The sequence below is a fragment of the Acidimicrobiales bacterium genome (genome assembly GCA_040219515.1).
GTDB lineage: Bacteria > Actinomycetota > Acidimicrobiia > Acidimicrobiales > Aldehydirespiratoraceae > JAJRXC01.
Genome location: JAVJSI010000011.1, coordinates 141,081 through 167,084 on the forward strand (window position 1 = coordinate 141,081; position 26,004 = coordinate 167,084).

The 26,004-nt window shown below is 67.6% G+C and carries 30 protein-coding genes; 5 read left to right on the forward strand and 25 right to left on the reverse strand.

What is annotated here, in order from left to right; translation table 11 throughout:
- Position 1: 1 nt before the first annotated feature.
- Entirely contained in the window at positions 2–247 is a 246-nt protein-coding gene (locus tag RIB98_10435; GenBank protein ID MEQ8841390.1) for a hypothetical protein, read from the reverse strand.
- A 67-nt stretch (positions 248–314) separates the two neighbouring features.
- Positions 315–647, reverse strand: a complete 333-nt coding sequence (locus tag RIB98_10440; protein ID MEQ8841391.1) for a hypothetical protein — start codon at positions 645–647, stop codon at positions 315–317.
- 167 nt (positions 648–814) lie between these two features.
- Here RIB98_10440 and RIB98_10445 point away from each other — a divergent pair, with 167 nt between their 5' ends.
- On the forward strand, positions 815–1,501 hold the full coding sequence (locus tag RIB98_10445; GenBank protein MEQ8841392.1) for a hypothetical protein: 687 nt from the start codon (positions 815–817) through the stop codon (positions 1,499–1,501).
- A gap of 6 nt (positions 1,502–1,507) precedes the next feature.
- Here the strand turns inward: RIB98_10445 and lepB are convergent, their stop codons facing one another.
- The 13 genes from lepB to arc all read right to left on the reverse strand — a co-directional run bounded on the left by lepB (position 1,508) and on the right by arc (position 15,412).
- Positions 1,508–2,269, reverse strand: a complete 762-nt coding sequence (lepB, locus tag RIB98_10450; GenBank protein ID MEQ8841393.1) for a signal peptidase I — start codon at positions 2,267–2,269, stop codon at positions 1,508–1,510.
- A 49-nt stretch (positions 2,270–2,318) separates the two neighbouring features.
- Complete coding sequence (locus RIB98_10455) at positions 2,319–3,269, reverse strand: WYL domain-containing protein (GenBank protein ID MEQ8841394.1); 951 nt, start codon at positions 3,267–3,269, stop codon at positions 2,319–2,321.
- Complete coding sequence (locus tag RIB98_10460; protein MEQ8841395.1) at positions 3,266–4,156, reverse strand: WYL domain-containing protein; 891 nt, start codon at positions 4,154–4,156, stop codon at positions 3,266–3,268. Before RIB98_10460 ends, RIB98_10455 begins: the two co-directional genes overlap by 4 nt.
- Complete coding sequence (pafA, locus tag RIB98_10465) at positions 4,156–5,514, reverse strand: Pup--protein ligase (protein ID MEQ8841396.1); 1,359 nt, start codon at positions 5,512–5,514, stop codon at positions 4,156–4,158. The genes RIB98_10460 and pafA overlap by 1 nt, the downstream gene beginning before the upstream one ends.
- 143 nt (positions 5,515–5,657) lie before the next feature.
- On the reverse strand, positions 5,658–6,341 hold the full coding sequence (prcA, locus tag RIB98_10470) for a proteasome subunit alpha (protein MEQ8841397.1): 684 nt from the start codon (positions 6,339–6,341) through the stop codon (positions 5,658–5,660).
- Positions 6,342–6,350: 9 nt separating this feature from the next.
- Positions 6,351–7,139, reverse strand: a complete 789-nt coding sequence (gene prcB / locus RIB98_10475) for a proteasome subunit beta (protein MEQ8841398.1) — start codon at positions 7,137–7,139, stop codon at positions 6,351–6,353.
- 4 nt (positions 7,140–7,143) lie between these two features.
- Entirely contained in the window at positions 7,144–7,338 is a 195-nt protein-coding gene (locus tag RIB98_10480; GenBank protein MEQ8841399.1) for a ubiquitin-like protein Pup, read from the reverse strand.
- 30 nt (positions 7,339–7,368) lie between these two features.
- The gene (gene dop, locus RIB98_10485) at positions 7,369–8,877 is read right to left on the reverse strand and encodes a depupylase/deamidase Dop (protein ID MEQ8841400.1); all 1,509 of its coding nucleotides are present in this window, start codon (positions 8,875–8,877) and stop codon (positions 7,369–7,371) included.
- Between the two features lie 63 nt (positions 8,878–8,940).
- A complete protein-coding gene (locus RIB98_10490) occupies positions 8,941–9,714 on the reverse strand; it encodes an amino acid ABC transporter ATP-binding protein (protein ID MEQ8841401.1) in 774 nt (257 codons plus the stop codon).
- Between the two features lie 32 nt (positions 9,715–9,746).
- Entirely contained in the window at positions 9,747–11,027 is a 1,281-nt protein-coding gene (locus RIB98_10495) for an amino acid ABC transporter permease (protein ID MEQ8841402.1), read from the reverse strand.
- Complete coding sequence (locus RIB98_10500; protein MEQ8841403.1) at positions 11,027–12,211, reverse strand: ABC transporter permease subunit; 1,185 nt, start codon at positions 12,209–12,211, stop codon at positions 11,027–11,029. The genes RIB98_10495 and RIB98_10500 overlap by 1 nt, the downstream gene beginning before the upstream one ends.
- Positions 12,212–12,315: 104 nt before the next feature.
- Entirely contained in the window at positions 12,316–13,440 is a 1,125-nt protein-coding gene (locus tag RIB98_10505) for an amino acid ABC transporter substrate-binding protein (GenBank protein ID MEQ8841404.1), read from the reverse strand.
- 232 nt (positions 13,441–13,672) lie between these two features.
- Positions 13,673–15,412 (reverse strand): proteasome ATPase, encoded by a 1,740-nt coding sequence (gene arc / locus RIB98_10510; protein ID MEQ8841405.1) that lies wholly within the window; start codon positions 15,410–15,412, stop codon positions 13,673–13,675.
- A 277-nt stretch (positions 15,413–15,689) separates the two neighbouring features.
- On the opposite strand from arc, the gene RIB98_10515 reads away from it, so the two are divergent.
- Positions 15,690–15,923, forward strand: coding sequence for a ferredoxin (locus RIB98_10515; protein MEQ8841406.1), 234 nt, complete (start codon positions 15,690–15,692; stop codon positions 15,921–15,923).
- Between the two features lie 84 nt (positions 15,924–16,007).
- Here the strand turns inward: RIB98_10515 and RIB98_10520 are convergent, their stop codons facing one another.
- From RIB98_10520 to RIB98_10565, 10 genes are read right to left on the reverse strand one after another with little or no spacing between them, the layout of a single operon-like run.
- Positions 16,008–16,769: a trypsin-like peptidase domain-containing protein gene (locus tag RIB98_10520; protein MEQ8841407.1), complete on the reverse strand. Its 762-nt coding sequence runs from the start codon at positions 16,767–16,769 to the stop codon at positions 16,008–16,010.
- The gene (locus RIB98_10525; GenBank protein ID MEQ8841408.1) at positions 16,766–17,545 is read right to left on the reverse strand and encodes a tRNA (adenine-N1)-methyltransferase; all 780 of its coding nucleotides are present in this window, start codon (positions 17,543–17,545) and stop codon (positions 16,766–16,768) included. Before RIB98_10525 ends, RIB98_10520 begins: the two co-directional genes overlap by 4 nt.
- On the reverse strand, positions 17,542–18,498 hold the full coding sequence (locus tag RIB98_10530; GenBank protein ID MEQ8841409.1) for an ATP-binding protein: 957 nt from the start codon (positions 18,496–18,498) through the stop codon (positions 17,542–17,544). The genes RIB98_10525 and RIB98_10530 overlap by 4 nt, the downstream gene beginning before the upstream one ends.
- Before the next feature lie 24 nt (positions 18,499–18,522).
- The gene (locus RIB98_10535; protein MEQ8841410.1) at positions 18,523–18,726 is read right to left on the reverse strand and encodes a thiamine biosynthesis protein ThiS; all 204 of its coding nucleotides are present in this window, start codon (positions 18,724–18,726) and stop codon (positions 18,523–18,525) included.
- Positions 18,727–18,966, reverse strand: coding sequence for a hypothetical protein (locus tag RIB98_10540; protein MEQ8841411.1), 240 nt, complete (start codon positions 18,964–18,966; stop codon positions 18,727–18,729).
- Positions 18,966–19,205 (reverse strand): hypothetical protein, encoded by a 240-nt coding sequence (locus RIB98_10545; GenBank protein MEQ8841412.1) that lies wholly within the window; start codon positions 19,203–19,205, stop codon positions 18,966–18,968. The genes RIB98_10540 and RIB98_10545 overlap by 1 nt, the downstream gene beginning before the upstream one ends.
- Positions 19,205–19,501 carry a hypothetical protein gene (locus RIB98_10550; protein ID MEQ8841413.1) on the reverse strand — a complete coding sequence of 99 codons (297 nt, stop codon included), beginning with the start codon at positions 19,499–19,501 and terminating at the stop codon, positions 19,205–19,207. Before RIB98_10550 ends, RIB98_10545 begins: the two co-directional genes overlap by 1 nt.
- A 12-nt stretch (positions 19,502–19,513) precedes the next feature.
- A complete protein-coding gene (locus RIB98_10555) occupies positions 19,514–20,134 on the reverse strand; it encodes an LON peptidase substrate-binding domain-containing protein (protein MEQ8841414.1) in 621 nt (206 codons plus the stop codon).
- Between the two features lie 17 nt (positions 20,135–20,151).
- Positions 20,152–21,600, reverse strand: a complete 1,449-nt coding sequence (locus RIB98_10560; protein MEQ8841415.1) for a D-alanyl-D-alanine carboxypeptidase — start codon at positions 21,598–21,600, stop codon at positions 20,152–20,154.
- 53 nt (positions 21,601–21,653) lie between these two features.
- Complete coding sequence (locus RIB98_10565; protein ID MEQ8841416.1) at positions 21,654–22,277, reverse strand: TetR/AcrR family transcriptional regulator; 624 nt, start codon at positions 22,275–22,277, stop codon at positions 21,654–21,656.
- Between the two features lie 59 nt (positions 22,278–22,336).
- On the opposite strand from RIB98_10565, the gene RIB98_10570 reads away from it, so the two are divergent.
- From RIB98_10570 to tkt, 3 genes are all read left to right on the forward strand, one after another.
- Entirely contained in the window at positions 22,337–22,768 is a 432-nt protein-coding gene (locus RIB98_10570) for a hypothetical protein (GenBank protein ID MEQ8841417.1), read from the forward strand.
- 2 nt (positions 22,769–22,770) lie between these two features.
- Complete coding sequence (locus tag RIB98_10575; protein ID MEQ8841418.1) at positions 22,771–23,922, forward strand: FIST N-terminal domain-containing protein; 1,152 nt, start codon at positions 22,771–22,773, stop codon at positions 23,920–23,922.
- 80 nt (positions 23,923–24,002) lie between these two features.
- Positions 24,003–25,955, forward strand: coding sequence for a transketolase (gene tkt, locus RIB98_10580; GenBank protein ID MEQ8841419.1), 1,953 nt, complete (start codon positions 24,003–24,005; stop codon positions 25,953–25,955).
- The last annotated feature ends 49 nt before the right edge of the window (positions 25,956–26,004 follow it).

Sequence of the window (26,004 nt, forward strand, 5' to 3'; positions counted from 1 at the left end):
CCTACCGACGCCGGGTTCGCCGTCGGCTTCGGCGCAGGTCGGCTCGGTGGCGTTCCACCCGCTCGGCGTCGTGCATGGTGGCGGCGGTCTCGCGGCGCAATTCGTCGATCGCCACGCCGGCGGCCCGGCTCCGACGCAGCGAGCTGCGCAGCGCCGCGAGTTCGCCCTCGATGCGATGCATCGACCAGGCGAGCATGCACAGGGTCACGACGATGGCTGCGGCCGGGGCCAGGAGGGTCAGGCTCACGATCCCGACGCTACCGATCACAGCGGCGCCGAGTGGCGATGTGCCCGAGGACCCAGCCGTCGAGGACTCAGCCGTCGAGGAGGTGCGCGAGGGCCTCGGTCCACGAGTTGCTGTCGTGGAGCTTGTCGTGGAACTCGAGCAGGTCGTCGTGGGTGATCGGCCGGCCGTCCTTGGTCTCGTCCAGCTCGGCGGGCAGGGACCACGTGTCCATGGCGACGCCGGAGGCGACGAGCAGGTCGATCGTGCGGGGCTCGGCGGCCTTGACGATGGTCATCGCACAGGCGGGACAACGGAAGCTGTATTCGCCGCGGTTGTCGTTGATGCAGACCCGCACTCGCACATCAGCGGTCGTCAATTCGACGTCGCCGCAGTCTTCGCAACTCGCTCTGATCGTAGCCATGGTGTGCGGTAAGCCCCGTTCGTTCTGCCCGTGTGCTCAAGTCCATCGGCAGATTCGGAGAGGCGATAAAGGGTCCAGCGGCCCCGATTCGCTGGTCCGTTCGGCTCAGTTCCGGCCCGAATCAGCCGGGGTGTGCCCGATGCGGACACAGATGGGACGATGGCGCCATGGCAACACGGCTTCCCTCGCTGCTCGACCGAGCGATCCTGTTCGCTCACCGCCAGACGATCGAGTCGCTCTCCGTGGCGCTGCGACTCGGTGCCACGGGCCTGCGGGCCGATGCCTGGACCACGAACGACGGCCATGTGGTGCTCAGTCGGACCGGCCTCGTTCGGCGGTTCCCCAAACGCCGCATCCGTGATGTGGGTCGAGACGCGATCGACGAGACCTTCGCGACCCTCGACGAGCTCTTCGCGCTGGACACTGATGTGCCGCTGCGTCTCGCGCCGAGCGACGACGAGACGGTGGCGCTGATCATGGCAACGGCCCGAGAACGGGGCCAGGTCGACCGGGTGTGGCTCGCCCACCACGATCTCGAGGTGCTGGCCCGCTGGCGGGACCAGGCCGCGGACGTCCATCTCGTCAACTCGACGACGGTTCCCGACCTCCCACGCGGGCCCGAGCGTCGGGCGGCGGAACTCGCAGCCGCCCGGGTCGACGCCGTGGCGCTACCCGAGGCCGACTGGACCGGCGGGCTCGTGACCCTGTTTCACCGCTTCGAGGTGCTGGCCTTCGCCGACGATGCACAGTTCGAACGCCAGCTGGCGAGGTTGATCGACATGGGGGTGGACGCGGTCAGCAGCGATCACGCGGACCGCATGGCCGCAGTGGCGGCCACCTTCCACACGCCGTAGGCGGCGTCAGAGGAAACCGATGTCGCCGAGCGGCCACACCTTCATGAATGCCCGACCCACGATCGAATCCTGGTCGATCGGGCCGAAATAGCGCGAGTCCTGGCTCGCCAGACGGTTGTCGCCCATCACGAACACCATGCCGTCGGGGACCTGACAGGTGTCGGCCAGTGCCGGGGCGTTGTCGCAACCCTCGATGACCGGCCCCGGGTTCGACTGCGCCCCTTCGACATAGCTCTCGGTGAGCCGTTCGCCGTCGATGAACACGCTGCCGTCACTGAACGAGACCGTCTCGCCGGGCAGGCCGACCACCCGTTTGATGAAGTCGTCGATTTCGCCGCCGGCGCCTTCGGGCTTCTCGAACACGATGACGTCGCCGCGTTGGACGTCGCCGACGCGGTAGCTCAGCTTGTTCACGAGGACCCGGTCGTCCTCGTGCAGGGTCGGCTCCATCGAGGCCGACGGGATGTAGAAGGCCTGCAGCAGGAACGCCTTGATCACGAGTGCGACGACGAGGGCCCCGATCGCGACCGCGACCCACTCCATGACGGTGCGAATACCGGTCTGGACGTCGAAGGGTGCGCTCGCCTCGGCCTCGTCTTCGTCACGCCAGAAATCGACCGCCGACGGGGGCCGATTCGGCTCGGCAGCGCCGCGGGCCGCAGACCTGTTGGCCCCGTTGACATCACCGGCACCGACCCGGGGACGGGGTCCGGACGAAGAGGAGCCTCGGTCACCCGGGGTCGAGGGAGGAACGCCGGAGTCGGTCACGAATCACGAGGGTACCGGTCCATCACCACCGAGCCGTCGACCCTGGTCCTCAGGGGCGATAGCGAGTGAGGATGCGGGCAGCCGCGGCGGCCGCGAGCCCGATCTCGAGCGGCGGATCCACGTCGAGAATCTCCGCGTCGTCCCCGAGTCGGAGCAGGAGACGTTCGAGCCACGGCACCGCCGTGACGGCCATCACCACGTCGAGTCGGCCGTCGTCGAGCGTGGTGACCATGTCGGTCGGATACTGCTCGACCACCCACGTGGCGCTCGGTCGCAGGACGAGGCGCACACGCGGGTCGTCGCCGCCCGGAGTGAACGATGCGCCGCCGCCCTCGAGCGGATGCACGATCGCGTCGTCGGTGGGCCGGGCGTCGCGAATGCGGTCGACGCGAAACACCCGTTCGTCGTCGGCGCGATGGCAGTAGCCGTGGAGATACCAGTTGCCGTGGTCGCTGAAGACCCGAGCCGGATCGACCCGCCGGGTCGTCAGTTCGTCGCGACCGTAGGTGTAGTAATCGAGTTCGACCTGGGTGCCACGGCCGACGGCTTGACGGAGTGTGCCGAGGGTCGCCTCGGGCGCGTTGCCGAGGCGGACGTCGACGGCGCTGTCGGCGCCCTCGCCGAGCGCCATGCCGAGCTTCGCCAGTGCCCGCAGCAGCGGGCTGGAGCCCTCGTCGGCGGTCATCGACAGCACCGTGCGGCCGGCGGTGAGGAGGCGGGCGCCCTCCTCGGGAGTGAGGCGCAGCGGCTGGGAGAACCAGTCGGCGTAGCGGATCTGCACCCGGTCGTCGGTGATGTCCACCTCGATCAGCGAGTCGGGGGTGAAGGGGTGCACACCGACGAACAGCACGACCTGCGTGAGGTCATCGACGAGTTGCTTGCGGGGGTAGTCGAAACGAGCGGTGATGTCGTCGAGCAGGGCGCCGTCCTGTTCGACGACCCACGGGATCACCGCCAGCAGGCGGGTCATCCGTTCGCGAGCGGTGAGTTTGGCACTCATGCAAAGGTCTCCAGCCACGCGACCATCTCGTCGCGCAGACGGGGCGGCTCGAGGATCTCCGCGTGCTCGAGGAAGCTGAGCACGAAGGAACGAAACGCTTGCTCGTTGCGCACGGCCATCTCGGCCACGACTCCCCCGTCGGGCAGCTCCTCGACCGGGCCGAGGAGGTGGCGGGCATGAGCGGCCCGGGCCGCGTCGATGCGGACGAGCGCCCGCACCGGTTCGCCGTCGCCCAACTCCCAGCCGCGCAGGTCACTCGGGTCGTTCGGGGTGCCGACCTCCTGAATTGCCGCGTCGCCCATCTCGACGGCGCTGCTGATGCGGTCGACGCGATAGAGCCGCTCTGCATCGCGGGTGCGATCCCAGCCGGCGAGATACCAGTGACCGCGGGTGAACGACAGCCGCCACGGTTCGACGGTGCGGGCCGTGTCGCCGTAGGTGAACGTGACGGCCTTGCGGTCGGCCGCGGCGGCGATCATGACCGCCACGGCATCGTCGAAGGGGACACGACCGACCTCGTCGGCTGTGTCGGCCGCTCCCCCACCGAGCTTGCGTAGACCGGTGTCGGCCCCATCGAGGCGGACCAGGTTCGTCGCCAGATGCAGGGCCGCGAGCTCGTCCGGTTCCAGTCGCAGTTCGTGGCCGGAGTAGTCCGCCCGGCGCATGCGATAGCCGTCGAGCGGTGGATCGGTGCCGGGCACCGGCTCGACGTTCAGGGGCAGCCCCATGGCCCGCAAGTCGTCCTTGTCGCGCTCGAAGGTGCGACGAAACGAGGCCTTCGCCTCGGGATAGCCGCCGATGCGGTCGCGGAGTTCGTCGGCCGTCATTGGACGGTCGGCATCGAGCAGCGCGGCGGCGAGGTTGAGGAGGCGTTCGAGCTTGTCCATCAGAGACTGGCGATGAGCTTTTCCACGCGTTCGTCGTGGGCCTTGAACGGGTCCTTGCACAGCACGGTGCGCTGTGCCTGGTCGTTGAGCTTCAGGTGCACCCAGTCGACGGTGTAGTCGCGCTTTTGCTCCTTGGCCCGGCGGATGAACTCGCCGCGGAGCCGCGCTCGGGTGGTCTCCGGCGGGTGCTCGACCGCGTGCGAGATCTCCTCGTCGGTCACCATGCGCTCGACCATGCCCCGCTTCTGCATGCGATAGAAGAGCCCGCGGTCGCGATTGATGTCGTGGTACTGGAGATCGACGAGCGCGATCCTGGCGTCGTTGAGTTCGATCCCGTGACGTTCGCGGTAGCTCTCGATGAGCTTGTACTTGATCACCCAGTCGATCTCGCGATCGAGTTTCATCGGATCGTTGGCCAGCTGGGTCAGGCAGTGTTCCCACATGTCGAGCGCGAGCTGTTCCTGTTCGCTCAGCTCGTTGTGTTCGGCGAAACGGATCGCCCGTTCGAGGTACTCGGACTGGATGTCGAGGGCCGACACCTCCCGCCCGTTGGCGAGCCGGACCCGCCGGGTGCAGGTCATGTCGTGGCTGATCTCACGAATGGCCCGGATGGGGTTCTCGAGGGTCATGTCGCGCAGCACGACCTTGGGTTCCTCGAGCATTCGCAACATGAGGGCGCAGGCACCGACCTTCAAGAAGTTGGTGTACTCGCTCATGTTGGAGTCGCCCACGATGACGTGGAGCCGACGGTAGCGCTCGGCGTCGGCGTGGGGCTCGTCGCGGGTGTTGATGATGGGACGCGAGCGGGTGGTCGCCGACGACACGCCTTCCCAGATGTGTTCGGCTCGCTGGCTGACGCAGTACATGGCGCCGCGGGCGGTCTGGAGGACCTTGCCGGCACCGGCGTAGATCTGCCGGCTCACCAGGAACGGGATGAGCACCTCGCCGTAGGCGCTGAAGTCGTCCTTGCGGGTGGTGCAGTAGTTCTCGTGGCAGCCGTAGCTGTTGCCGGCGGAGTCGGTGTTGTTCTTGAAGAGATAGATGTCGCCGTGGATGCCCTCGTCACCGAGTCGCTCCTCGGCGCTGGTGAGCAGCTGTTCGAGGATGCGTTCGCCGGCCTTGTCGTGGACGACCAGGTCGTGGACCGAGTCGCATTCGGGCGTGGCGTACTCGGGGTGGCTGCCGACATCGAGATAGAGGCGGGCCCCGTTGCCGAGGAACACGTTGCTGCTACGCCCCCAGGACACGACCCTGCGGAACAGGTAGCGGGCGACCTCGTCAGGGCTGAGGCGACGCTGACCGCGCAAGGTGCACGTGACTCCGTACTCGTTCTCGATCCCGAAGATCCGACGCTGCACCACGACAACCTAACGGCCCCGCCCGCCAAGAAGGTGGGACGACGGGGTCAGACCCCCGTCCCACCTTCCGGCCCAGATCCCCCCGACCGGTTGGGACGGGTGTCTGACACCGGCAGGACGGGTGTCTGACACCGGCGGGACGGTCAGGGGGTGAGGATGGCGGTGAGCTCGGGGCCTTCGAGGCGGCGGAAGGCACGGCGACCGGTGCCGCGTTCGAGGATGGCGACTTCGAGGTCGCCACCGGCCAGGGTGCGCTCGGGTCCGCCGAGGGCCGCAACGGCACGGGCGACGCCGTCGGCGAGTGTCGGCGGGGCGTCGAGGTCGCCGAAGCGCTGCCGGATGGTGTCGGTTTCGCCACCCAGGACGACCGACATGTCCTCGTCCATCACGGTGCCGTCGTAGAGGATGTGGAAGAGCTGGTCCTGCGACCCGTCCTCGGCGGTGCCGATCTCGGCGACGAGGATCTCGACCTCCATCGGCTTCATCTCGTGGGTGAAGACCTGGCCCAGGCTCTGGGCGTACTGGTTGGCGAGACTGCGGGCATCGACGTCCTCGCGGCTGAACGAGTAGCCCTTGAGGTCGGCGTGGCGCACGCCGGCGATGCGCAGCTGGTCGAACTCGTTGTACTTGCCGACGCCGGCGAAGGCGATGCGGTCGTAGATCTCGCTCACCTTGCGGAGCGTGGACGAGGTGTTCTCGGCGCAGATGGCGATGCCGCCCTCGAAGCGGAAGGCGATCAGGCTCCGGCCGCGGGCGATGCCCTTGCGGGCGTAGTCGGCGCGGTCCTTCATGACCTGTTCGGGGGCGACGTAGAAGGGCATGTTCATGGCGATCCCCTACTGGTTCTGGCGACGGTCGATGAGGGCGCGGGTGCGCTCGGCGAGCTCGACGTCGTCGACGCGTGTGTAGCCGGCTGCGTTGATCAGGGCGACCACCGGGAAGATGCCCCGGACGAGATCCGGCCCGCCGGTGGCGGAGTCCTCGTCGGCTGCTTCGTAGAGCGACTCGAGGGCGAGATCCGTGACCGCCGCCGCATCGAGGGACTCCCGGAAGCCGAGCTTGAGCACGGTACCGGCATGGAGACTGCCCGAGCCGGTACTGGCGTGCTGGGTCTCCTCGTAGCGGCCGCCGGTGACGTCGTACTCGAAGAGTCGACCCTCGTCGCGACCGACGTCGAAGCCCGCGAAGATGGGCACGACGGCCAGCCCCTGCATCGCCGCGGGAAGGTTGCCGCGGATCATCTGGCCGAGCTGGTTGGCCTTGCCCTCCAGGCTCAGCGCCCCGCCTTCGACCTTCTCGTAGTGCTCGAGCTGGAGCTGGAACAGCTTCACCATCTCGATCGCCGGTCCGGCGGCGCCGGCGATGGCCACCCCGCTGTGGCGGTCGGCCGGGAACACCTTCTCGATGGTGCGATGGCTGATCAGGTTGCCGGAAGTGGCCCGGCGGTCGCCGGCCAGCAACACGCCGTCGGCGTAGCGCACGGCGACACACGTCGTGCCGTGACGGAACTCCGACGCGGGCACAGCGGAGTCGATGGCCACCGTGTCGGAGAAGCCGGTCCGCTTCAGGAGTTCGGCGAAGCTGGGCCCCGGATCGTCCTGGGCCTGGAACAGCGGCAGATTCACGGGGCTACTGTCCACCCTTCTGGATGTAGGACTTCACGAAGTCCTCGGCGTTGGTCTCGAGGACCTCGTCGATCTCGTCGAGGAGGTCGTCGAGTTCCGCCTTCAGTTCGTCGCCCCGTTCCGATGTCGCGGGGGCGGCAGCGGTTTCCGCTTCACGCTCCGCGGGGGCGGGCTTACGGATTTGTTCACGCTCGGCCATGCGTTGCTCCGTTGGTCGTCGGTCGTTTGCTCAGTTGCCCAGACGACGGAGAAGGTCCGTCGCCGAGTCGCACTCATCGAACAAGGTACCCACGTGGGCCTCGGTCCCGCGCAATGGTTCCATCATCGGCACCCGGCGCAGGGCCTCGGTGCCGACGTCGAACACCAGCGAGTCCCAGTTCGCGGCGACGACGGCGTCGGGAAAGCGCTGGAGACAGCGGCCGCGGAAGAAGGCCCGGGTGTCGTGGGGCGGTTCGGTCTTGGCTCGTTCGGCGTCGGCCTCGTCGACGAGGCGCTCGAGGTCGACGCGCGCCGCGAGGGACTTGCTCGGACGCAGGTCGCTGTACTGGATGTCCATGGCGCGGAGCCGGGCGTCGGACCATTCGAGGTCGTGGCGGTCGCGATAGCCGTTGACCAGGCGGTACTTGGCGACCCAGTCGACCTGGCCCGCCAGGGTCATCGGGTCGTCCTCGAGGCCGGCCAGCACGAACTCCCACCGGCGGAGCACATCGAGCGCCACGTCACCGCCGACGTCGTCGGTGCCGTTGGCCTCGACGTACTTCTTCGACTGGTCGAGCAACTCCCATTGCACCTCGAGCGCGGTGATGGTGGTGCCGTCGTCGAGTTCGAGCGGAGCACGAAGCGAGAGATCGTGGGACACCTGGCGCATTGCCGGCACCGGTGTGCGAAACGTGAAGTCGCGAGTGAACGCGTCGTCCTCGGTGAGCGCCAGCACGAGGGCCGTGGTGCCGACCTTCAGATAGGTGGCCACCTGCGCCATGTTGGCGTCGCCGACGATCACGTGGAGACGCCGGTACTTGCGCGCGTCGGCGTGGGGCTCGTCGCGGGTGTTGATGATCGGGCGCTTCAGGGTGGTCTCCAGTCCCACCTCCTCCTCGAAAAAATCGGCCCGCTGGGTGAGCTGGAAGCCGACGTCGTCGGTGCGCATCCCGGGTGCCTCGGCGCCGACCTTGCCCGCACCGGTGAAGATCTGGCGGGTGATGAAGTGGGCCGTTGCCCGGTTGACGATGCGCCCGAACGGCGTCGCCCGGTCGACGAGATAGTTCTCGTGACAGCCGTAGCTGTTGCCCTTGCCGTCGCTGTTGTTCTTGTAGAGGACGATCTCCTCGTCCGGCGGCAGCAGGCGGTTGGCGGCTTCCATGGACTGCGCGGCGATGAGTTCGGCGGCCCGGTCGAACCGCACCACCGAGAGGGCATCGGCGCATTCGGGCGTGCTGAGTTCGGGGTGGGCGTGGTCGACGTAGTAGCGGGCGCCGTTGGTGAGCACCGCGTTGACCAGGTGGGTCTCCACGTCGGGCGGCATCGCGCCGGTGGGTGCGTAGCCACGGGCGTCCATGCCCGGTGTCTCGTCGATGAAATCCCAGTGGACCGACGCGTCCCGGCTGTCGGTGCGATAGCCGGCATCGTAGAGGTACGCGTTGATGAGCACGGACGAGGCCGCGATCGGGTTCGGATCGTCGGTGCCCTTGTGGACGATGCCGTACTCGGTCTCGATGCCGAGGGTCTTCGGGATAGCCATTCCGGCGACCCTACTCGCCCGCCAAGTCGGACCACCGCCGCGCGAGGGCGCCCGATCGACGGCTCAGAGGATCTGGGAGAGGAAGAGCTTTGTCCGCTCCTCCTGGGGGTTCGTGAAGAAGTGCTCGGGGGTGCCGACCTCGACGATTTCGCCGCTCGCCATGAAGGCGACTCGGTCGGCGACCGCTCGGGCGAAGCCCATCTCGTGGGTGACGACGATCATCGTCATGCCCGACTCGGCGAGGTCCTGCATGGCGTCGAGCACCTCTTTGACCATCTCGGGGTCGAGCGCCGAGGTGGGCTCGTCGAACAGCATGACCTTGGGTTCCATGGCGAGCGCCCGGGCGATGGCGACCCGCTGCTGCTGACCGCCCGAGAGCTGTCCGGGGTGCTTCTTCGCCTGCTCGGGAATCTTGACCATCTCGAGGAGCTCCATCGCTGCTTTCTCCGCCGCAGCCTTCGGCTTCTTGCGCACCCGGCGGGGCCCGAGCGTGATGTTGTCGAGCACCGTCATGTGTGGGAACAGGTTGAAGGACTGGAAGACCATCCCGCACTCTCGACGGATCTCCCGGATGTTGCGGATGTCCGAGGTCAGTTCGACGCCGTCGACGACGATCGTGCCGTTCGTGTGCTCTTCGAGATGGTTGATGCAGCGGATGAGCGTCGACTTGCCGGAGCCGGACGGGCCGATGACCACGACGACCTCCTGCTTGCCGACGACCAGGTTCACGTTCGTGAGCGCCTGGAACTCGCCGAAGAACTTGTCGACCCCCTGCACCGTGATGATCGGCTCGCCGGTGCCGCCGGCGACGGTGGCCGTGTTGGTCAGAGAGGTCATGCCTGGGGTTCCGTTGTCAGTTGGTTGATCGCTCATCGCGTTCCTACTCCGAGTCGGGTTTCGAGACGTTGTGCTGCCCGTGACATCGAGAAGCACAAGGTCCAGTAGATGGTCCCCACGAAGGCGTAGGCCTCCGGCGTGTAGCCCTGGTTGGTGAACTCCGGTCGAGCCAGGACGACGTCGACGATGCCCAGCATCTCCTGGAGGCCGATGATCACCAGCAGCGAGACGTCCTTCAGCAACGAGATGAACTGGCCGATCAAGGCGGGGATCGAGTTGCGCAGCGCCTGGGGAAGCACGATCTGCCGGGTGATGGTGAAGGGGGAGAGTCCGAGCGCCTTGCCCGCCTCGACCTGCCCGGCCGGGACCGATTGGAGACCGCCGCGAACGACCTCGGCGACGTAGGCGCCGGAGAAGAGAGTGATCATGATGATCGCGCGGGGAATCGGGCCCGGAAGGGTTGCGCCCGGTGGGAACAGGAAGCCGAGGGCGAACTGGCCGATGAAGAGCAGGCTGATGAGCGGCACACCGCGGATGAGTTCGATGTAGCCGACCGCCAACGGCCGGATCAGCGGGAAGGTCGATCGGCGGGCGAGTGCCATGATGACGCCGATCGGGAAGCTCAGCGAGACACCGGCGAAGGCCACGACGATGGTGAGCAGAAGCCCACCGAACTCGTCGATGTTGGACGGCGTGAAGTCGGTGATGAGCCCGAAGGCCAGGAGGGTCAGCGCCAGCAGGATCCAGCCGGATCGGCGGCGAACGACCTGCGGCAATCGGCGCCCGAGCTGGTTGCCCGCGGCCAGCACGACGACCGCGCCCACCGTCAGCAGCGTCGGGGTGATCGTGCGGGTCATCGAGAGGATGAAGACGATGCCGACCAATGGGCCGCCGATCATCGCGGCGCGGGCCCCGAGCCGCATCGGCGGCGCTTCCTCGTTGTAGCCGAGGCCGGTCCCGATGCCCATGGCGAGCATGGCCGTGTAGATGCCGGCCCACAGCATCTCGTAGGAGATCCCCGTCCGGCCGAAGTCCTTGCCCACCATGTAGAACTCGAGCGGGCCGTTGTAGATGACTTCCCAGCGGGCCGTGATGAAGACGTAGTTGAACGTCTTGAACAGCACGAAGAGGATGAGCCCCCCGAAGAGCAGGGTCAGGATCGAGTTCTTCGTGTCCTTGAAGAGGTTCTTCCGGAGGATCTCGCGTACTCCCCATCCGCTCTCGAGGAGCGGTGGGGGCTCGGATGCGATCGGCGTGCCGTCCACTCCCCCGCCCCCGTGGAGCCCGGTCGGAAGCTGTGCGTCGGGGGCCATCAGCGGGACTCCAGCGACAGTCGTCGGTTGAAGAAGTTGGCGATCAGCGAGATGCCGAGGCTGAAGGTCAGGTAGCAGAACATCAGGATGATCAGCGCCTGCAACGCGGGTGTGGCGTTGTTCGACACCCGCCCGAAGATCGAGGTGATCTCCACGTACGAAATCGCGACGGCGAGCGACGAGTTCTTGGTGATGTTCAGGTACTGGCTGGCCAGCGGCGGGATCATGATCCGGAAGGCCTGCGGCAGGATGACGTAGCGGTACCGCTGGAACGTCGAGAGCGCGATGGCCTGCGCCGCCTCGGCCTGCCCCTTGTGGATCGCCTGGATGGACCCTCGCACGATCTCGGCGACGTGGCTCGCGGTGTAGAGCACCAGGGCGATGGTGAGACCGATGTAGGGCGGGAAGATGTTCATGCCGCCACCGACCTGGCGGCCGTCGATGACCGCCGGATCGAGCGAGAGCGCGTTGCCGGCGACGAAGTTGCCGATGGCCAGCACGATCAGGAAAGCGATGCCGCCGTAGAGCAGACCCCGTGGAGGTTCGCCGGTCTCCTCGTTGACCTTGCGCCGCCACAGGCTGACACCGACCACGGCGAGCATTGCGACACCGACGAAGCCGACGAACATGAGGAGGTTGGCATCGGGGTTGAACCACGGGATACCGATGCCGCGGTTCGAGATCACGAAGGCATCGAACGGGGTGACGTCGTCGGTGATCTGGGGAAGGTTCAGGAGGATGATCACCAGGTAGGTGATGAAGATCCACAGCAGGACCGGGATGTTGCGGAAGACCTCGACATAGATGGTGCCGACGGCCCGAACGAGCAGGTTTTCGCTCAGACGCATGATGCCGATGATCACGCCGAGCGCGGTGCACAGCGGGATACCCACGACGATCACCCGGAGGGTGTTGAGGTACCCGGCCCAGTAGGCCTTGCGAATCGAGTAGTCGGCGCTGTCGGCGAGCCCGGGAATGGCGAAGCGGGCCTGATTGTCGAGGAAGTCGAAACCGGTGGGCAGACCGGCATCCTCGAGGTTGGTGATCGCGTTGTCGTAGAGGCGGTAGACCACGTAGGCGACGACGCCCACGACCGCGAATTGAAACGCCCAGCGGAGGACGCGCACGTTGCGGTACAGCGGCGGCTTCGTCGGCGTGTGGATCTCCTGCTCGACGGTCGTCAAGAAGGTTCCTTTCAGGTGTGAATCCGGCGACGAATGTGGGGCAGGGCCGAAGCCCTGCCCCACAGCTCGTTCGCTGACTTCAGGTCAGATGACCTGAAGCGGAATCAGTTGACCGGGGCTCCGTAGAGGATGCCGCCCTGGGTGTAGAGCTGGTTGTATCCCTCGGGAATCCCCAGCGGGGCGATGTTGCGGTCGTAGATCTCCTGATAGTTGCCCACCGCTTCGATGACACGGACTGCCCAGTCAGCGGTCGGGAACCCGAGGCCGGACTCCGCGTCGTTGACGAACTTGTCGATGGCACCGTTCTCACCAGGGGTGACGTCACCGATGTTCTCGGAAGTGAGTCCGAACTCCTCGGCGTTGAACGTGGCGAACACGACCCACTGAACGACGTCGAAGAAATCGTCGTCGCCTTCACGGGTGGCCGGGCCGAGGGGCTCCTTCGACATGGTGTCGTCGAGGATGGTCACGTCGCCGTCGTAGGTCGCCGCGAAGGAGGCGAGCCCGGACTTGTCCGTCACGTAGCCGTCGCAGGCGCCACTCGAGAAGTTCGAGGTGACTGCGGCCTCGTCGGCAACATTCAACGGCTCGTAGCTGATGCCGAGGTTGCTGAAGTAGATCTCGAGGTTGATCTCGGTGGTCGTACCGGTCTGCACGCAGATGATGGTGCCGTCCATGTCGGCGACCTCGGTGAAGCCGGAGTCCGCGTTCACGAGCATGCCCGCACCGTCGTAGAAGGTCGTGGCGGCCCACTGGAGGCCCAGGGCGCCGTCTCGCGACGAGGTCCATGTGCCGTTTCGGATCAGTACGTCGATTTCGCCCGACTGAAGGGCCGTGAAGCGAGTCTCGGCGGTGAGGTCGGTGTATTCCACCGCATCGGGATCGTCGAGCAGCGCGGCAGCGATGGCCCGGCAGTAGTCGACATCGAGGCCGGTGTAGTTGCCGTCGGCATCGACGTTGGAGAACCCGAGCAGCTGGCCGTTGACGCCACAGTTCAGCACACCGCGGTCGATGATCGTCTGGATGGTCTGTCCCTCGTCCTGGACGAGGTCGACGGTGTCGTCGTCGTCGCCGCCGGTGTCACCGGTGTCGGTGTCGCCGCCGTCGGTGTCACCGCTGTCGGTGTCGCCGCCGTCGGCGTCGTCAGAACTGTCGTCGCCGCACGCGGTCGCGAGCAGGGTGAAACTGAACAGGACGGCGAGAAGCCGCAACATCCAATGGTTTCGCATTATCCCTCCAATGGGTTCCCTATTTGGGTGAAGACGACCCTACACAGTGTTGACTTCGCTGTCAGCAGATGGTCGCCGATGCGACAGTTGACGTTCACCCGCCGGACACACACATTGCGCAGCACAACAGGCCGCAACGGTGTTCTTCAGCACATGGCGGCCACAGGAACGTAAAGGCTCTGCAACAACGCGGCGGCCCCCATTGGACCCACGACCCGGGTCGAACGGGTGCTCAGAGGTACTGGCCGGTGGCCACCGAGTCGATCGACTTCCCGCCGGATGCGTCGTTGTCGGTGTGGATGAGCGTGCGCACGTAGACGATGCGTTCGCCCTTCTTTCCCGAGATCTTCGCCCAGTCGTCGGGGTTGGTGGTGTTCGGAAGGTCTTCGTGCTCCTTGAATTCCTGGCGGATCGAGGAGAGCAGGTCGTCGGTGCGGATACCGCGCTCGCCGCCGGCGATCTCGCGCTTGATGGCCAACTTCTTGGCCCGGCGCACGATGTTCTCGATCATGGCGCCCGAAGAGAAGTCCTTGAAGAACATGACCTCTTTGTCGCCGTTCTGGTACGTGACTTCGAGGAAGCGGTTCGCGTCGTCTTCTCGGTACATCTCGCGAACGGTGTCTTCGATCATCGCCTGAATGGCCTTGTGGATGTCGCCGCCACCCTCGGTCTCGATCATGCCCTCGTCGATGGGGACATCGGCCGTGAGATAGCGGGCGAAGATCGGAATGGCCGCCTCGGCGTCGGGGCGCTCGATCTTGATCTTCACGTCGAGTCGTCCGGGCCGGAGGATGGCCGGATCGATGAGATCCTCCCGGTTCGACGCACCGATGACGATGACGTTGCGCAGCGTCTCGACGCCGTCGATCTCGGCCAACAGCTGGGGCACGATGGTGGACTCGATGTCGGAGCTGATCCCACTGCCTCGGGTGCGGAACAGTGATTCCATCTCGTCGAAGAACACGATGACCGGCCAGCCCTCCTCGCTCTTCTCGCGAGCCCGCTGGAACACCAGGCGTATCTGGCGCTCGGTCTCCCCCACGTACTTGTTGAGCAGCTCCGGGCCCTTGATGTTGAGAAAGAAGCTGCGGGCCTCCTTGTCGCCGGAGACCTCGGCCACCTTCTTGGCCAGACTGTTGGCCACGGCCTTCGCGATGAGTGTCTTGCCGCAGCCGGGTGGACCGTAGAGCAGGATCCCCTTCGGTGCGGGCAGGTCGTACTCGGCGAACAACGCGCTGTGGACGAAGGGCAGCTCGACCGCGTCGGTGATCTCCTCGATCTGCGTGTCGAGGCCGCCGACGTCGTCGTAGGACACGTCGGGCACCTCCTCGAGCACGAGATCCTCCACCTCGGGGCGCGGGAGCCGCTCGAGCACCACACCGGCACGCGGGTCGATGAGCAGGGTGTCGCCGCTGCGGAGGGGTTGGGAACGGGCGACGTCGCCGATCTCCACGACCCGTTCCTCGTCGGCGCGGCCGATGATCAGGGCACGGTCGCCGCCGTCGAGCACGTCCTTGAGCGTGGCGACCTCGCCGGTGCGATCCGGGTTGCGCGCCAGGACGACGTTGAACGACTCGTTGAGCACGACCTCCTGGCCGAGTTCGAGCTGTCCGGCGAGTTCGGGCTGCACCGCGACACGCATCTTGCGGCCGCCGGCGTGGACGTCGACCGTCCCGTCGTCGTTGGCACCGAGCACCGTGCCGTAGCCCGAGGGCGGCTGGGTCAGCTTGTCCACCTCGTCGCGCAGGGTGGAGATGTGTTCGCGTGCTTCGCGCAGGGTGTAGGTGAGCTTCTCGTTCTGGGACACGGCCTTGCTGAGTTGCCCCTTGGTCTCGAGCAGGCGCTCCTCGAGGGTGCGTACCCGCTTGGGCGAGTCCTGGAGACGACGCCGCAGCGCGGTCACCTCGTCCTCGAGTTCGGCGGCGAGCATCCGAAGCCGGTTCACCTCGGCGGCGGTGTCATGGTCCTCCACGGTTCCTCCATCTCGTCGGCAACCCAACTCGGGGTCACCCTAGACCCGGCTCCCGTACTGTCGTCGGACGCCCCGAGCCTGGCACAAGGTGAGCCACGCTCCGTGGCGACCCGGCGGCGTGTTGGATTTCACCGGCCAGGATGACGGTCGAACTTGATTCCGACCGTTATGCTGCCGACCAGTAAGGTGTTCCGACGTTCGGGTCTCCCGACGTTCGGGACGCGAGTACGCCAGAGCGGGTCACCCGCTTCGAAACACAGTGAGGTCAGCACCACTCATGAAGGTTTGGATCGACCAGGATCTTTGCACCGGCGATGGCCTCTGCGAAGAAATCGCCCCCGACGTCTTCACCCTTCTCGACGACGGACTGGCCTATGTGAAGGAAGGCGACAAGATCTACTCCGACCCGGGCGGCCCCGAGGGCCTCGCGGTCGTGAAGGCCGGCCAGGAAGAGGCCACCATCGAGTCGGCCGAAGAGTGCCCCGGCGAGTGCATCTTCATCGAGATCTGATCGAAATCGCCGCACGGCGCCGACGACGAATTCGCGAATGAACGAGGGGGGCTGCGGCCCCTCTCGTTTCGCGTCGGGCCCGTCTCAGCAATCCGGGACGGTCTGGTTCGGGTCGAGACCGCGGGCCATGAGCTCCTCGATGGCGGTGCTGCGCACCGCGTAGCCCACGCCTTCCCCCGCCGTGGAGGTGGCGAAGGCGACACCGATCACCTCGCCGGTGCGGTCGACGAGCGCGGCGCCCGAGTCCCCCACTTGGACCTCGGCGGCGATGAGCCAGGCCGGCCGTTCGACCCGTGTGGTGCTGCCGACCGACTCGATGCGCACGGTGACCCGTCGCTCGACGCGATAGGGCGTGGGGTCGGCGAAGCCGCCGCGCTCCCAGCCGACGAGCACGCCGGTCGAGCCGTTGGCCGCGCGTTCGGTGAGCGGCAGCGGCACGAAGTCGGCATCGGGCACGTCGAGAATCGCAAGGTCGGCGTCGGCGTCGAACGCCACCGGGGTACCGATGAACTCGTCACCGTCGAACGTGTGGACGGTGATCTCGTCGATGCCCAGGATCACATGGGCGTTGGTGACCACCAGCGTGTCGGTGAGCGCGAACCCCGATCCCGAGGCGACGCGGCCGCAGGCCACGCCCTGGATGCTCACCGTCGACGGCAGCACGGCGGCGAGCTGCTGTTCGGAAAGGCCGTGATCGTCGGGAACCGGGCCCACGTCGGGAGTGGTGGCCGAGGCCGCGGGTGTGGCGACGGGATCGTCGCTGCCGCAGGCGGACACGGACGCGACCAGGGCCATGGCAACGACGGACTGCAGCCACCGCACCCGTCGGCGGCCGGGAGGCCTCATTCCTCCAGGAGCCGGGCGTGCGTGAGGAAGCCCGTGTGGGCCACCATCCGGTGGTCGGGACGCACGGCGGTGCCCTGCACGTGCCATCCGCGATTGAGCACTTCGACGGTCTCGGCGAAGCCGAGCTTGGATTCCTCGAGCGCGTCGTGGAGTTGGGAGACCTGGATGATGCTCGGCGTGTAGGCCACGAAGATGCCGCCGGGCCGGAGGGCCTTCTCGGCATGGGGTACGACCTGCCACGGTTCGGGCAGATCCAGGACGATCCGGTCGAGGTCGGTCTCGTCGATGCCCTCGTAGACGTCGTGGAGATGGGTGGTGTAGTGCTCCATCGCCGCCGGGCCGAGGAAGCGGGTCACGTTCTCCCGGGCCTTCTCGAGGAAGTCCTCGCGGATCTCGTAGCCGGTGATCTCGGCGCCCGCCCGCAGCATCCCGATGGACAACGCGCCACTACCGAGACCGGACTCGAGCACCCGAGCGCCAGGGAAGATGTCGGCCAGGATGAGGATCGGGCCGATGTCCTTCGGGTAGATGACCTGCGCGCCGCGGGGCATCTTCAGAATGAAGTCGCTGATGGTCGGGCGCAGGGCGGTGAAGACCATGCCGCGGGTGGAACGAAACGTGGTGCCCTCCGGCGACCCGATCATGTCGTCGTGGGGCAGGACACCCGAGTGGGAATGGAACTCTCCCCCATCGGCCAGGTCGATCAGGTAGCGCCGCAGCTTGCGGTCGATCAGCATGACCGGCTCGCCCGCAGTGAGCGGTCCGCTGCGGCTCATCGCCGTGCCCCCGAGCGGCGGCGGGTGCGCCCCAGCTCGATCGGAACGGCATCGGTGGCCCGTTCGGTGAGGCGGCAGAACGCACAGACGTCGTTGGAGCTCGGCGCGCCGCAGCGCGCACAGGGGGTGATGATCACGTCGGCAGTCTCGCCCGTCGGGACGACAAAGCGGTCGGCGGCGCGGTCGAGGAACCCGAAGAAGAACGCGTGCTTCGCGCCCGGCGAGTCGACCTCGATGTCGTTCAGGGCGGCCTTGTAGGAGAGATGCTTGTTGCCGGCCGCCATGGGGCACTCGTCGACGAGATAGTCGATTCCGCGCATCAGGCAGTAGGCCGCGGTCTCGCGTTCGGTCAGCCGGACGAGCGGTTTCACCTTCTTCGGAAAGCCGTTGGCCGCAGGGAGATGGGGCGACTGGCGGCCCAGGTAGTCGGTCTGCCAGTGCAACACGTTGCCCATCAGCACGGCGGCTTCGTCGTCGAGGTTGTGGCCGGTGACGATGGCGTCGTAGCCGCCCCGGCGAGCCGCCTCGTCGAAGAGGTGACGCTTCGACAACCCGCAGGCCGAGCAGGGCGCCCGCTTGGCGGCGCGGCTGCCGTGGGGAACGTCGAAGCCGTGGTCGCGCAACAGGTCGTCGACCAACAGCGTCAGACCACGGGCCTCGGCGAAGCGCTCGGCGAACCCCCGCGACTCGCGGCTGTACTCGCCGATGCCGAGCCCGATGTAGAACCCGTCGGCCTGGTAGCCGAGCTCGAGCAGGATGTCCCAGACGGCGAGCGAGTCCTTGCCGCCGCTGACGGCAACCAGCACCCGGTCGTCGTCGGCGAGCATCGAGAACTCGTCGATCGCCTTCCTGGTCTGATCGCGGCAGAGGCGAAGGAAGTGTTCCTGGCAGAAGTTCGCGTTGTGGCGGCGAACATCGATCAGGGCCGGGCCCCGGCACACCTGGCACTTCACGGCAGGGTCTCCGTCACGGGGGCCTCAGTCATGGGCGCCACCGGAGATCACGGAGCGGATCTCGACGACGGCGTCCTTCCCGAGCGTCTTGTCGCCGGGCACGAGCTGACCGTCCTCGATCACGAGGTGTGATTCCCGGTTGAGGTCGAGCCGCTGCAACAGCACGGAGACCTGCACCGGTCCGTCCATCTCGACCTCGCGCGACGGGTTGCGAAGGAGGACCTTCACTCAGGACTTTCCACGGGTGTCGGTGGTGTGGCGGATCACGAGCTCTTCGCCGGGCTGGAGCGCTTCGGAGAATCGGACCGGCATCTCGCCGCGCTTCGTGACGTTGCCCATCCACCGCACCACGTAGCTCAGCCCGAAGATGGTGAGCCAGAAACGCGAACCGCCGAGCAGGCCCTTGCGGACGCTGTTCGTGCGGATCATTCGCTTGGCGTAGGTGGGCCCGAAGCCGCGACCGGCCATCAGATGCGCCGAATCTCCACGACCGTCGACTTCGTGGTGCCGACGCGTTTGCCGAGTCGGTAGACGACGAAGAGCACGAGCAGGCCGCCACCGACGACGACCGGCATCATCTTCCTGGCGGTGCTCTGGACCGTCTTCTCGGCTTCACCGACGAAGCTGCGCAGGCCCGCTTCGATGTCGTCGCGGGTGATCGGCTCACCGACGGTCGCGTTCTTCTCGGACTTGCGGTCGGATGCCATCACAGGCTCCTCTTCGTGATGCGCCAGACGAGCAGGGCGATGATCACCAGGGCGGCGCCGAGCGTGGCGAGGTACGGAAACCACGAGAGATTGCCCGTGAACGTCGACCCGGTCTCCTCCTGGAGGACACGGAGCATCGACATGGTGAGCGCCACGCCACCCAGCATGAGCAGCACGCTGCCGGCGATGCCGAAACCGACCCATCGGCCGGCCCCGCGCAGCGGCTCGATTGTCTCTTGTCGTGCGTATGCCTTGACCAACTCGAAGAAGTCGCCCGGGCCCATTCGATCTGCCATTGGAAAAACACCCTATCCGCGCTCGTCGGCCAGAGCCTCCAGCATCTCGGCGCGTTCTCGCACGAGGCCCTCGGCGAGGTGGAGTCGTTCGGCCGCGCCGGGAGTGCGCAACAGGGTGGTCGTGTCGAGGCTGTTGAGCTGCGCGAACCCTGCGGCCTCCCAGGTCGCCTGGGCCGGGTCGTCGCTCAGTGTCGGCACATCGACGGGGTGGTCGGGTTGGAGGCGCGCGACGGCCGCGCCGATCCGTTCGAGCTCGGCCGTCATGGTCGTCAGCGGATCGTCGCCGAGCTGCGCGACATAGCGGTCCGCGTCGTCGTCGGGCCAATCCTCGACCCGGGCCCGCGGGTACGGATCGTCGGTCAGCCACTCGATCACGCGCAGGCGTCGGGTGGCGACGGCGATCAGCGCCCACCGGCCGTCGGGGTACTCCTCGAAGTCGACGACGCGGGCGACGACGGCGACGTCGGCGCGCACGTCCTCGCCGCCGACCTCGCGGCCCCGCTCGATCGGCGCGATGCCGAACTCGGGTTCGTCGAGGGAGGTGACCGCGGCGGCGAGGGCCCGATACCGGGGTTCGAAGATGTGCAGCGGCACCACCGCGGTCGGTGCGACCGTGTGCTCCAGTGGGAACATCGGCAGCTCGTACACGGCTATCCGGCCGGGAGCGGGGTCAGTTGCTCGAGCAGCGGCCCCGCTGGATGGTCGGCGATCGCCTCGAGCACCGCCGGGAACAGTCCGTCACAGACGGCCTGTGGCGCGTAGGCCCCGTTCTCGCCGGGCAGCCAGTTGGCGATCATGGAGAAGGTGATGACGTCGCCGTTACCGGCAACCGCCCGCCCGGCCATCGAGGTCACCTCGGGACGCGCCGCGGCGAGGACGTGCAGTGACGTGAGCCCGGCCGGCGCGCAGTCGGCCAGGCTCGTGGTCTCGACCGGGGGCAGCGACTCGGCCGCGAGACTCGACGCGTCGCCGTCGAGGGCACCGGTGAACGTGTCGCAGCGGGCCCGGTTGAGCAGCGACAGCCCCGACCCGTCGTACTTGGGGAAGTTGCCGGCCTCGTCGTTCGGGAGCAGACCGAGCTCGACGAGCGACGCGTTGACGGCGGCGAGGGCGCCGAAGGGGTTGCCGCTGCGCACCGCGATTTCACGCCACAGCATCTCGGCCGTGGTGCCGTCGACCAGAGCCCGCTTCGCGATGTCGTCGAGCGGCGGCGAACTGATCCTGGCGACGGACTGACGGCTGATGGTGGCGGGCGCGTCGCCGGCGCTCGACCCACCGACGACCGGCATCTCGGCGCCGTTCAGGAGAGAGGCGAAAACGGAGGCGGCATGGGCGGTTCCGTCGGCGCTGCGCACATCGCTGGCGAGGTCGACCTCGGTGGGGAACGACGACAGCCCGTTGTCGACCAGCAGGCCCGACGTGACCCCGACGGTGCCCGATGCGATCTCGGCGTTGGTCCAGAAGTCGCCGAACACCTGCGGAGTACCGGCGTACTTGGCGTCGACCCCGATCACCTGGCCGCCGATGGCGGTGATCCCCTCGTCTCGCAGCGCGGCGACCGTGTCGGCGACCAGCTCCTCGAGCGGGGTGAACGCCCGGTCGTCGCCGAAGCGGCTGATGTAGTCGTCGGTGGACAACACCGGGTCGGCGCCACCGATGAGCCAGAGATCTCCCTCGAGCACACCTTCGTCGTTGATGACCGCGTCGCCGGACCGGACGACTTCGGTGGTGAACCCGCCGCTGCCGAGGGTGTCGAGGGCGATGACCGTGAGCAACCGCTGGATTTCGCCGGGGATGAAGGCCTGGGTGGCCGCGATGTCGGTGACGGGCTCACCGTTGACGTGGACGGATGCGCAGACGGCGCCGGCCTGGCCGACGGTGTCGATCGGCGCCTGCACCGCAGCCGCCAGCAGGTTGCTGGTGGTCGGCTGGCGCAGCCACTCGGGGGTGCGCCGCATGCTCAGGACGGGGGTGGTGAGCGATACTGCGTCGTCGCCGGCCGGGTCGTTCGGATCCGCGGCGTCGTTGGCCTGTCCCGCGAGGAACGACGCCGCGATGGCGACGGCGAGGACGATGACAGGGAGGATGGACCGACGCATGTGGGACGAAGGTTACGCGGCCCGGCGGCCCAGGTAGTGCCGCCCCCACTCGTTCATGTCGAGGGGGGCTCGAGCGCGGCCCGGAACAACTCACGGATGTGGGTCAATCGGGCGTTGAGCGAGGCCTCGTCGAGCGGGTCGCGAAGCAGCAGATCGCCGATGAAGGCGACATCGGAGAAATAGGACAGGAGCGCCCCGTAGCCGGTGAGGAGGAGCTGCTCGGCGTCGTGGCGACGGAACCGGCCGGCGTTCATCTCGCGCTCGAAGTACTCGACGGCGCGAGCGAACAGTGGCTGGAGCGCGACGCCCAGCTCGATGTGGCCGGTGCCCTCCTCGGCGAGGGCTTCGCGGCGAACGATGCGCACGAAGTCCGGATTGTCCTTGAAGAAGTCGAAGCCGGCGGCCAGCACGAAGTCGACCTTGTCCCACCCGCTCGCCGAGGTCTGTGAGACCGCGGACTCGACCCGCTGGTACCACTCGGCGAGCGCCCGTTCGAAGACGTCGCGATACATCGCTTCCTTCGACGGGAAGTGATGGAGGAGGCTCTGGCGGCGGATGCCGACCACCGCCGCGATGTCGTTCAAGGACGTGCCGTCGAAGCCGCGTTCGGCAAAAAGTCGGCGCGCCGCGGTACCGATCGCCTCACGCGTGGGCACGTCGGAGTCGGCGGTGGCCATGTCGGTCACGAGCCGAAGCGTAGTGGGATCGGTACCGCAGGCCCCGATAGCGTGCGCGCATGCCTCCAACGACCGACTCCTCGCCCGACGCAGCGCCGGCCATGCAGATCGTTTCGGCGCTCTTCATCGACGAGATCGACCTTCGTCAGGTCGAGGGTCCGGCGACCCGGATCGACCTGAAGGGCATCCAGTTCAGCGCAGCGGCCCCCACGCCGGTGCCGCTCACCTGGGCGCCCCATCTGTGCGTCATCGTGCGCTGTCCCACCGAAGCGTCGGGGCAGGGCGTGCTCGAGGTCACCTTCCATCGCGACGACGAGCAGATCGCCCGGAACGTGCAGCCCTTCGACGTCGAGCCGGGCAAGTTCACCTATCGGCTCGTGCGGGCCGAGCTCGAATTCACCGACTATGGATCGATCGAGGCGCGGTGTCGCATCGGTCACGGTCCGCACACCACCGTTCCCTACACGCTGCTCCCGCCCACGGAGGGCTGAGCGTGGTCGCCGCCGGCGCGGCCACCTTCGGGTCGGCGGTGAGCGAACACCCCGACGCGGCGCATGCCGTGGCCGAGGCGGCAGGGGCGGTGCTCGACCGGGTCGGGCAGGGTGCCGACATCGCGTTGTTGTTCGTGACCGGCCCGCATGTCGACGCCATGACGGACCTCGCGGCCGCGGTGCACGCGATTCTCGCGCCGGGCGCCCTCATCGGCACCACTGCCATCGGCGTGATCGGCGGTCCGTCCGAAGTCGAGGAGGTGCCGGCGGTGTCGGTGTGGGCCGGTCGCACCGGTCCCGCCGAGGCGGTGCGCCTCGAGGTGATCCACTCCCCCGACGGCGTCGCCGTGGTCGGGATGCCCGACGACGCCGCGGTCGGTCGTCGCACACTGATCCTGCTCACCGACCCGTCGTCGTTTCCGACCGAGGCCTTCGTCAAGGCGACGAACGAGCAGTACCCGAACCTCTCCGTCGTCGGCGGAATGGCCTCGGCCGGCGGACCGGGTGCCAACCGGCTCGTGGTGCAGGGCGAGGTGCACTCCGACGGTGCCGTCGCCATTCTGCTCCCCGAGGGATCCGACGACGCAACACTGGTGTCGCAGGGCTGCCGGCCGGTGGGCGATCCACTGATCGTCACGGCTTCGGACCGGAACCTGGTCACGGGGTTGGCCTCGCGCCCGGCGCTCGAACGGCTGCAGTCGCTGCTCGACGATGCGGACGACGACGAGCGATCTCTGCTCGCCCACGGCCTCCATGTGGGCCTGGTGATCGACGAGCAGGCCGAGCAGTTCGAACGGGGCGACTTCTTGATCCGCGGCGTGCTCGGCACCGACGCCGAGTCCGGCGCGGTGCGCATCGGCGACCATGCGCCCGTCGGCACCACGCTGCAGTTCCACGTGCGTGACGCCGAGACGGCATCCGATGACCTGCGTTCGCTCCTCGCGCCCGTGGATGCCGACGCTGCCCTGGTGTTCACCTGCAACGGTCGGGGTACCCGGATGTTCGCCACGCCCGACCACGACGCCGAACTCGTGCACGACGCCGTCCACGGCGGCGCCGTTGCCGGCATGTTCTGTGCCGGCGAGATCGGTCCCGTTCGGGGCCGGAACCACGTCCACGGTCTCACCGCGTCGGTGCTGCTGTTCTACGGCTGAGGAACATCCGGACCGGGTCGGGCCGGTTCGTGGCGGAATCGCGCGGATAGTCTCCGACAGGATCCCGACCTGGAGGACGAATGACCGATTTCGACGCGCGTGCCATCAGCACGATCCGTGGGCTGGCCATGGATGCACCGCACGCCGCCCGCTCGGGACACCAGGGCACGGCCATGTCGCTCGCTCCCCTCGCCCACGTGTTGTTCACGCGGGTGATGGACTACGACGCCGGCCGCCCCGACTGGGTCGACCGTGACCGCTTCGTCCTGTCCGCCGGCCACGCGTCGATCCTGCAGTACTCGATCCTGCATCTCGCCGGTTTCGGCCTGACGATCGAGGACCTCGAGCAGTTCCGTCAGTGGGGATCGAACACGCCCGGCCACCCCGAGGTCGGCCACACGACCGGTGTCGAGGTCACCACCGGTCCGCTCGGCCAGGGTGTTGCGAACGTCGTCGGCATGGCCATCGCCGAAGCCCAGCTGCGTTCCCGCTACGGGGCCGACATCGTCGATCACCACGTGTTCGGCATCTGCGGCGACGGCGACCTGTCCGAAGGCATCAGCCACGAGGCGGCCTCGCTCGCCGGACACCTCGGGTTGGGCAAGATCGTTCTCTGCTACGACGACAACCACATCACGATCGACGGTGAGACCGAGCTCGCGCTCACCGACGACGCCGCCGCCCGGTTCCGGGCCTACGGGTGGGACGTCCACGAACTGGGCGGGGTCGGGGACGATCTCGACGCGCTCGAGGCCGGCCTGCGGGCCGCCATGGCCGTCACCGACAAGCCCTCGCTCGTCATCATCCGCACGATCATCGCCACGCCCGCGACCGAGTCGGCCAACACGCCGGATGCCCACGGCTACGCGATCTTCGACGAGGAGATCGCCGCCACGAAGACGGTGATGGGGATGCCGGCCGACAAGTCCTTCCACGTCCCCGACGACGTCCTCGAGGAGTATCGCCGTCGAGGCACCCGTGGGGTGAGCGCTCGCGAGGCCTGGGAGTCGCGTGTCGCCGCGTTCGACGGTGACCGCAACTCTCTCGAGGCGCAACTCAGCGGCACCGGCCTTCCCGGCTGGGAGGATGCGCTGCCCACGTTCGACGTGGGTGACTCGATCGCCACCCGCAAGGCGTCGAATGCCGTGCTGCAGGCGCTGGTGCCGCTCGTGCCGGGTCTCACCGGCGGCGGCGCCGACCTCACCGGCAACACCGGCACCGTCATCAAGGACGAAGGCGTCTTCTCGGCGGCCGACCCGGGCGGCCGCCAGATCTACTTCGGGGTTCGGGAGCACGCGATGGGCGCCATCGCCAACGGCATGGCGCTGCACGGCGGGGCGATTCCGGTGGTCGGCACCTTCCTCGTGTTCGCCGACTACATGCGCGGCGCGGTTCGTCTCGCCGCACTGTCCTCGGCCCACACGATCTTCGTCTGGAGCCACGACTCGGTCGGCGTGGGCGAGGACGGGCCCACACACCAGCCGGTCGAACACCTCGCCTCGCTGCGGGCCATCCCCGACCTGCGGGTGATCCGACCGGCCGATGCCAACGAGACCGCTGCGGCATGGCGGGTGGCAGTTGCGTCGGGGGGCCCCACTGCCCTCGTCCTCACCCGACAGAACGTTCCCGTGCTCGAGGGCACGTCGGCCGAGGGCGTCGCCCAGGGTGCCTACGTGCTGCAGGAGGCGGCCGACGCGGCGGTCACGCTGGTCGGCACCGGTTCCGAGGTTTCGTTGTGCGTCGACGCCGCCGAGAAGCTGGCCGAGGGCGGGGTCGCCGCCCGGGTCGTGTCGATGCCGTCGTGGGAACTCTTCGAGGCGGCCGATGCCGACGTCCGTGACGCCGTGCTCCCCCGCTCGATTCCGTCGATCGCCATCGAAGCGGGCGTGACCCAGGGTTGGCACCGGTGGGTCGACGACGTGGTCGGTATCGATCGCTTCGGTGCGTCGGCCCCCGGCGATACGGTGTTGGCAGAACTCGGGATGACCAGCGATCACCTGGTGGCCCGGGTCCACGCACTTCTCGCCCCCTGAACCCGATCGTCACACCCGCTCGTCGAAACCCTCTCGTCGAAAACCTGTC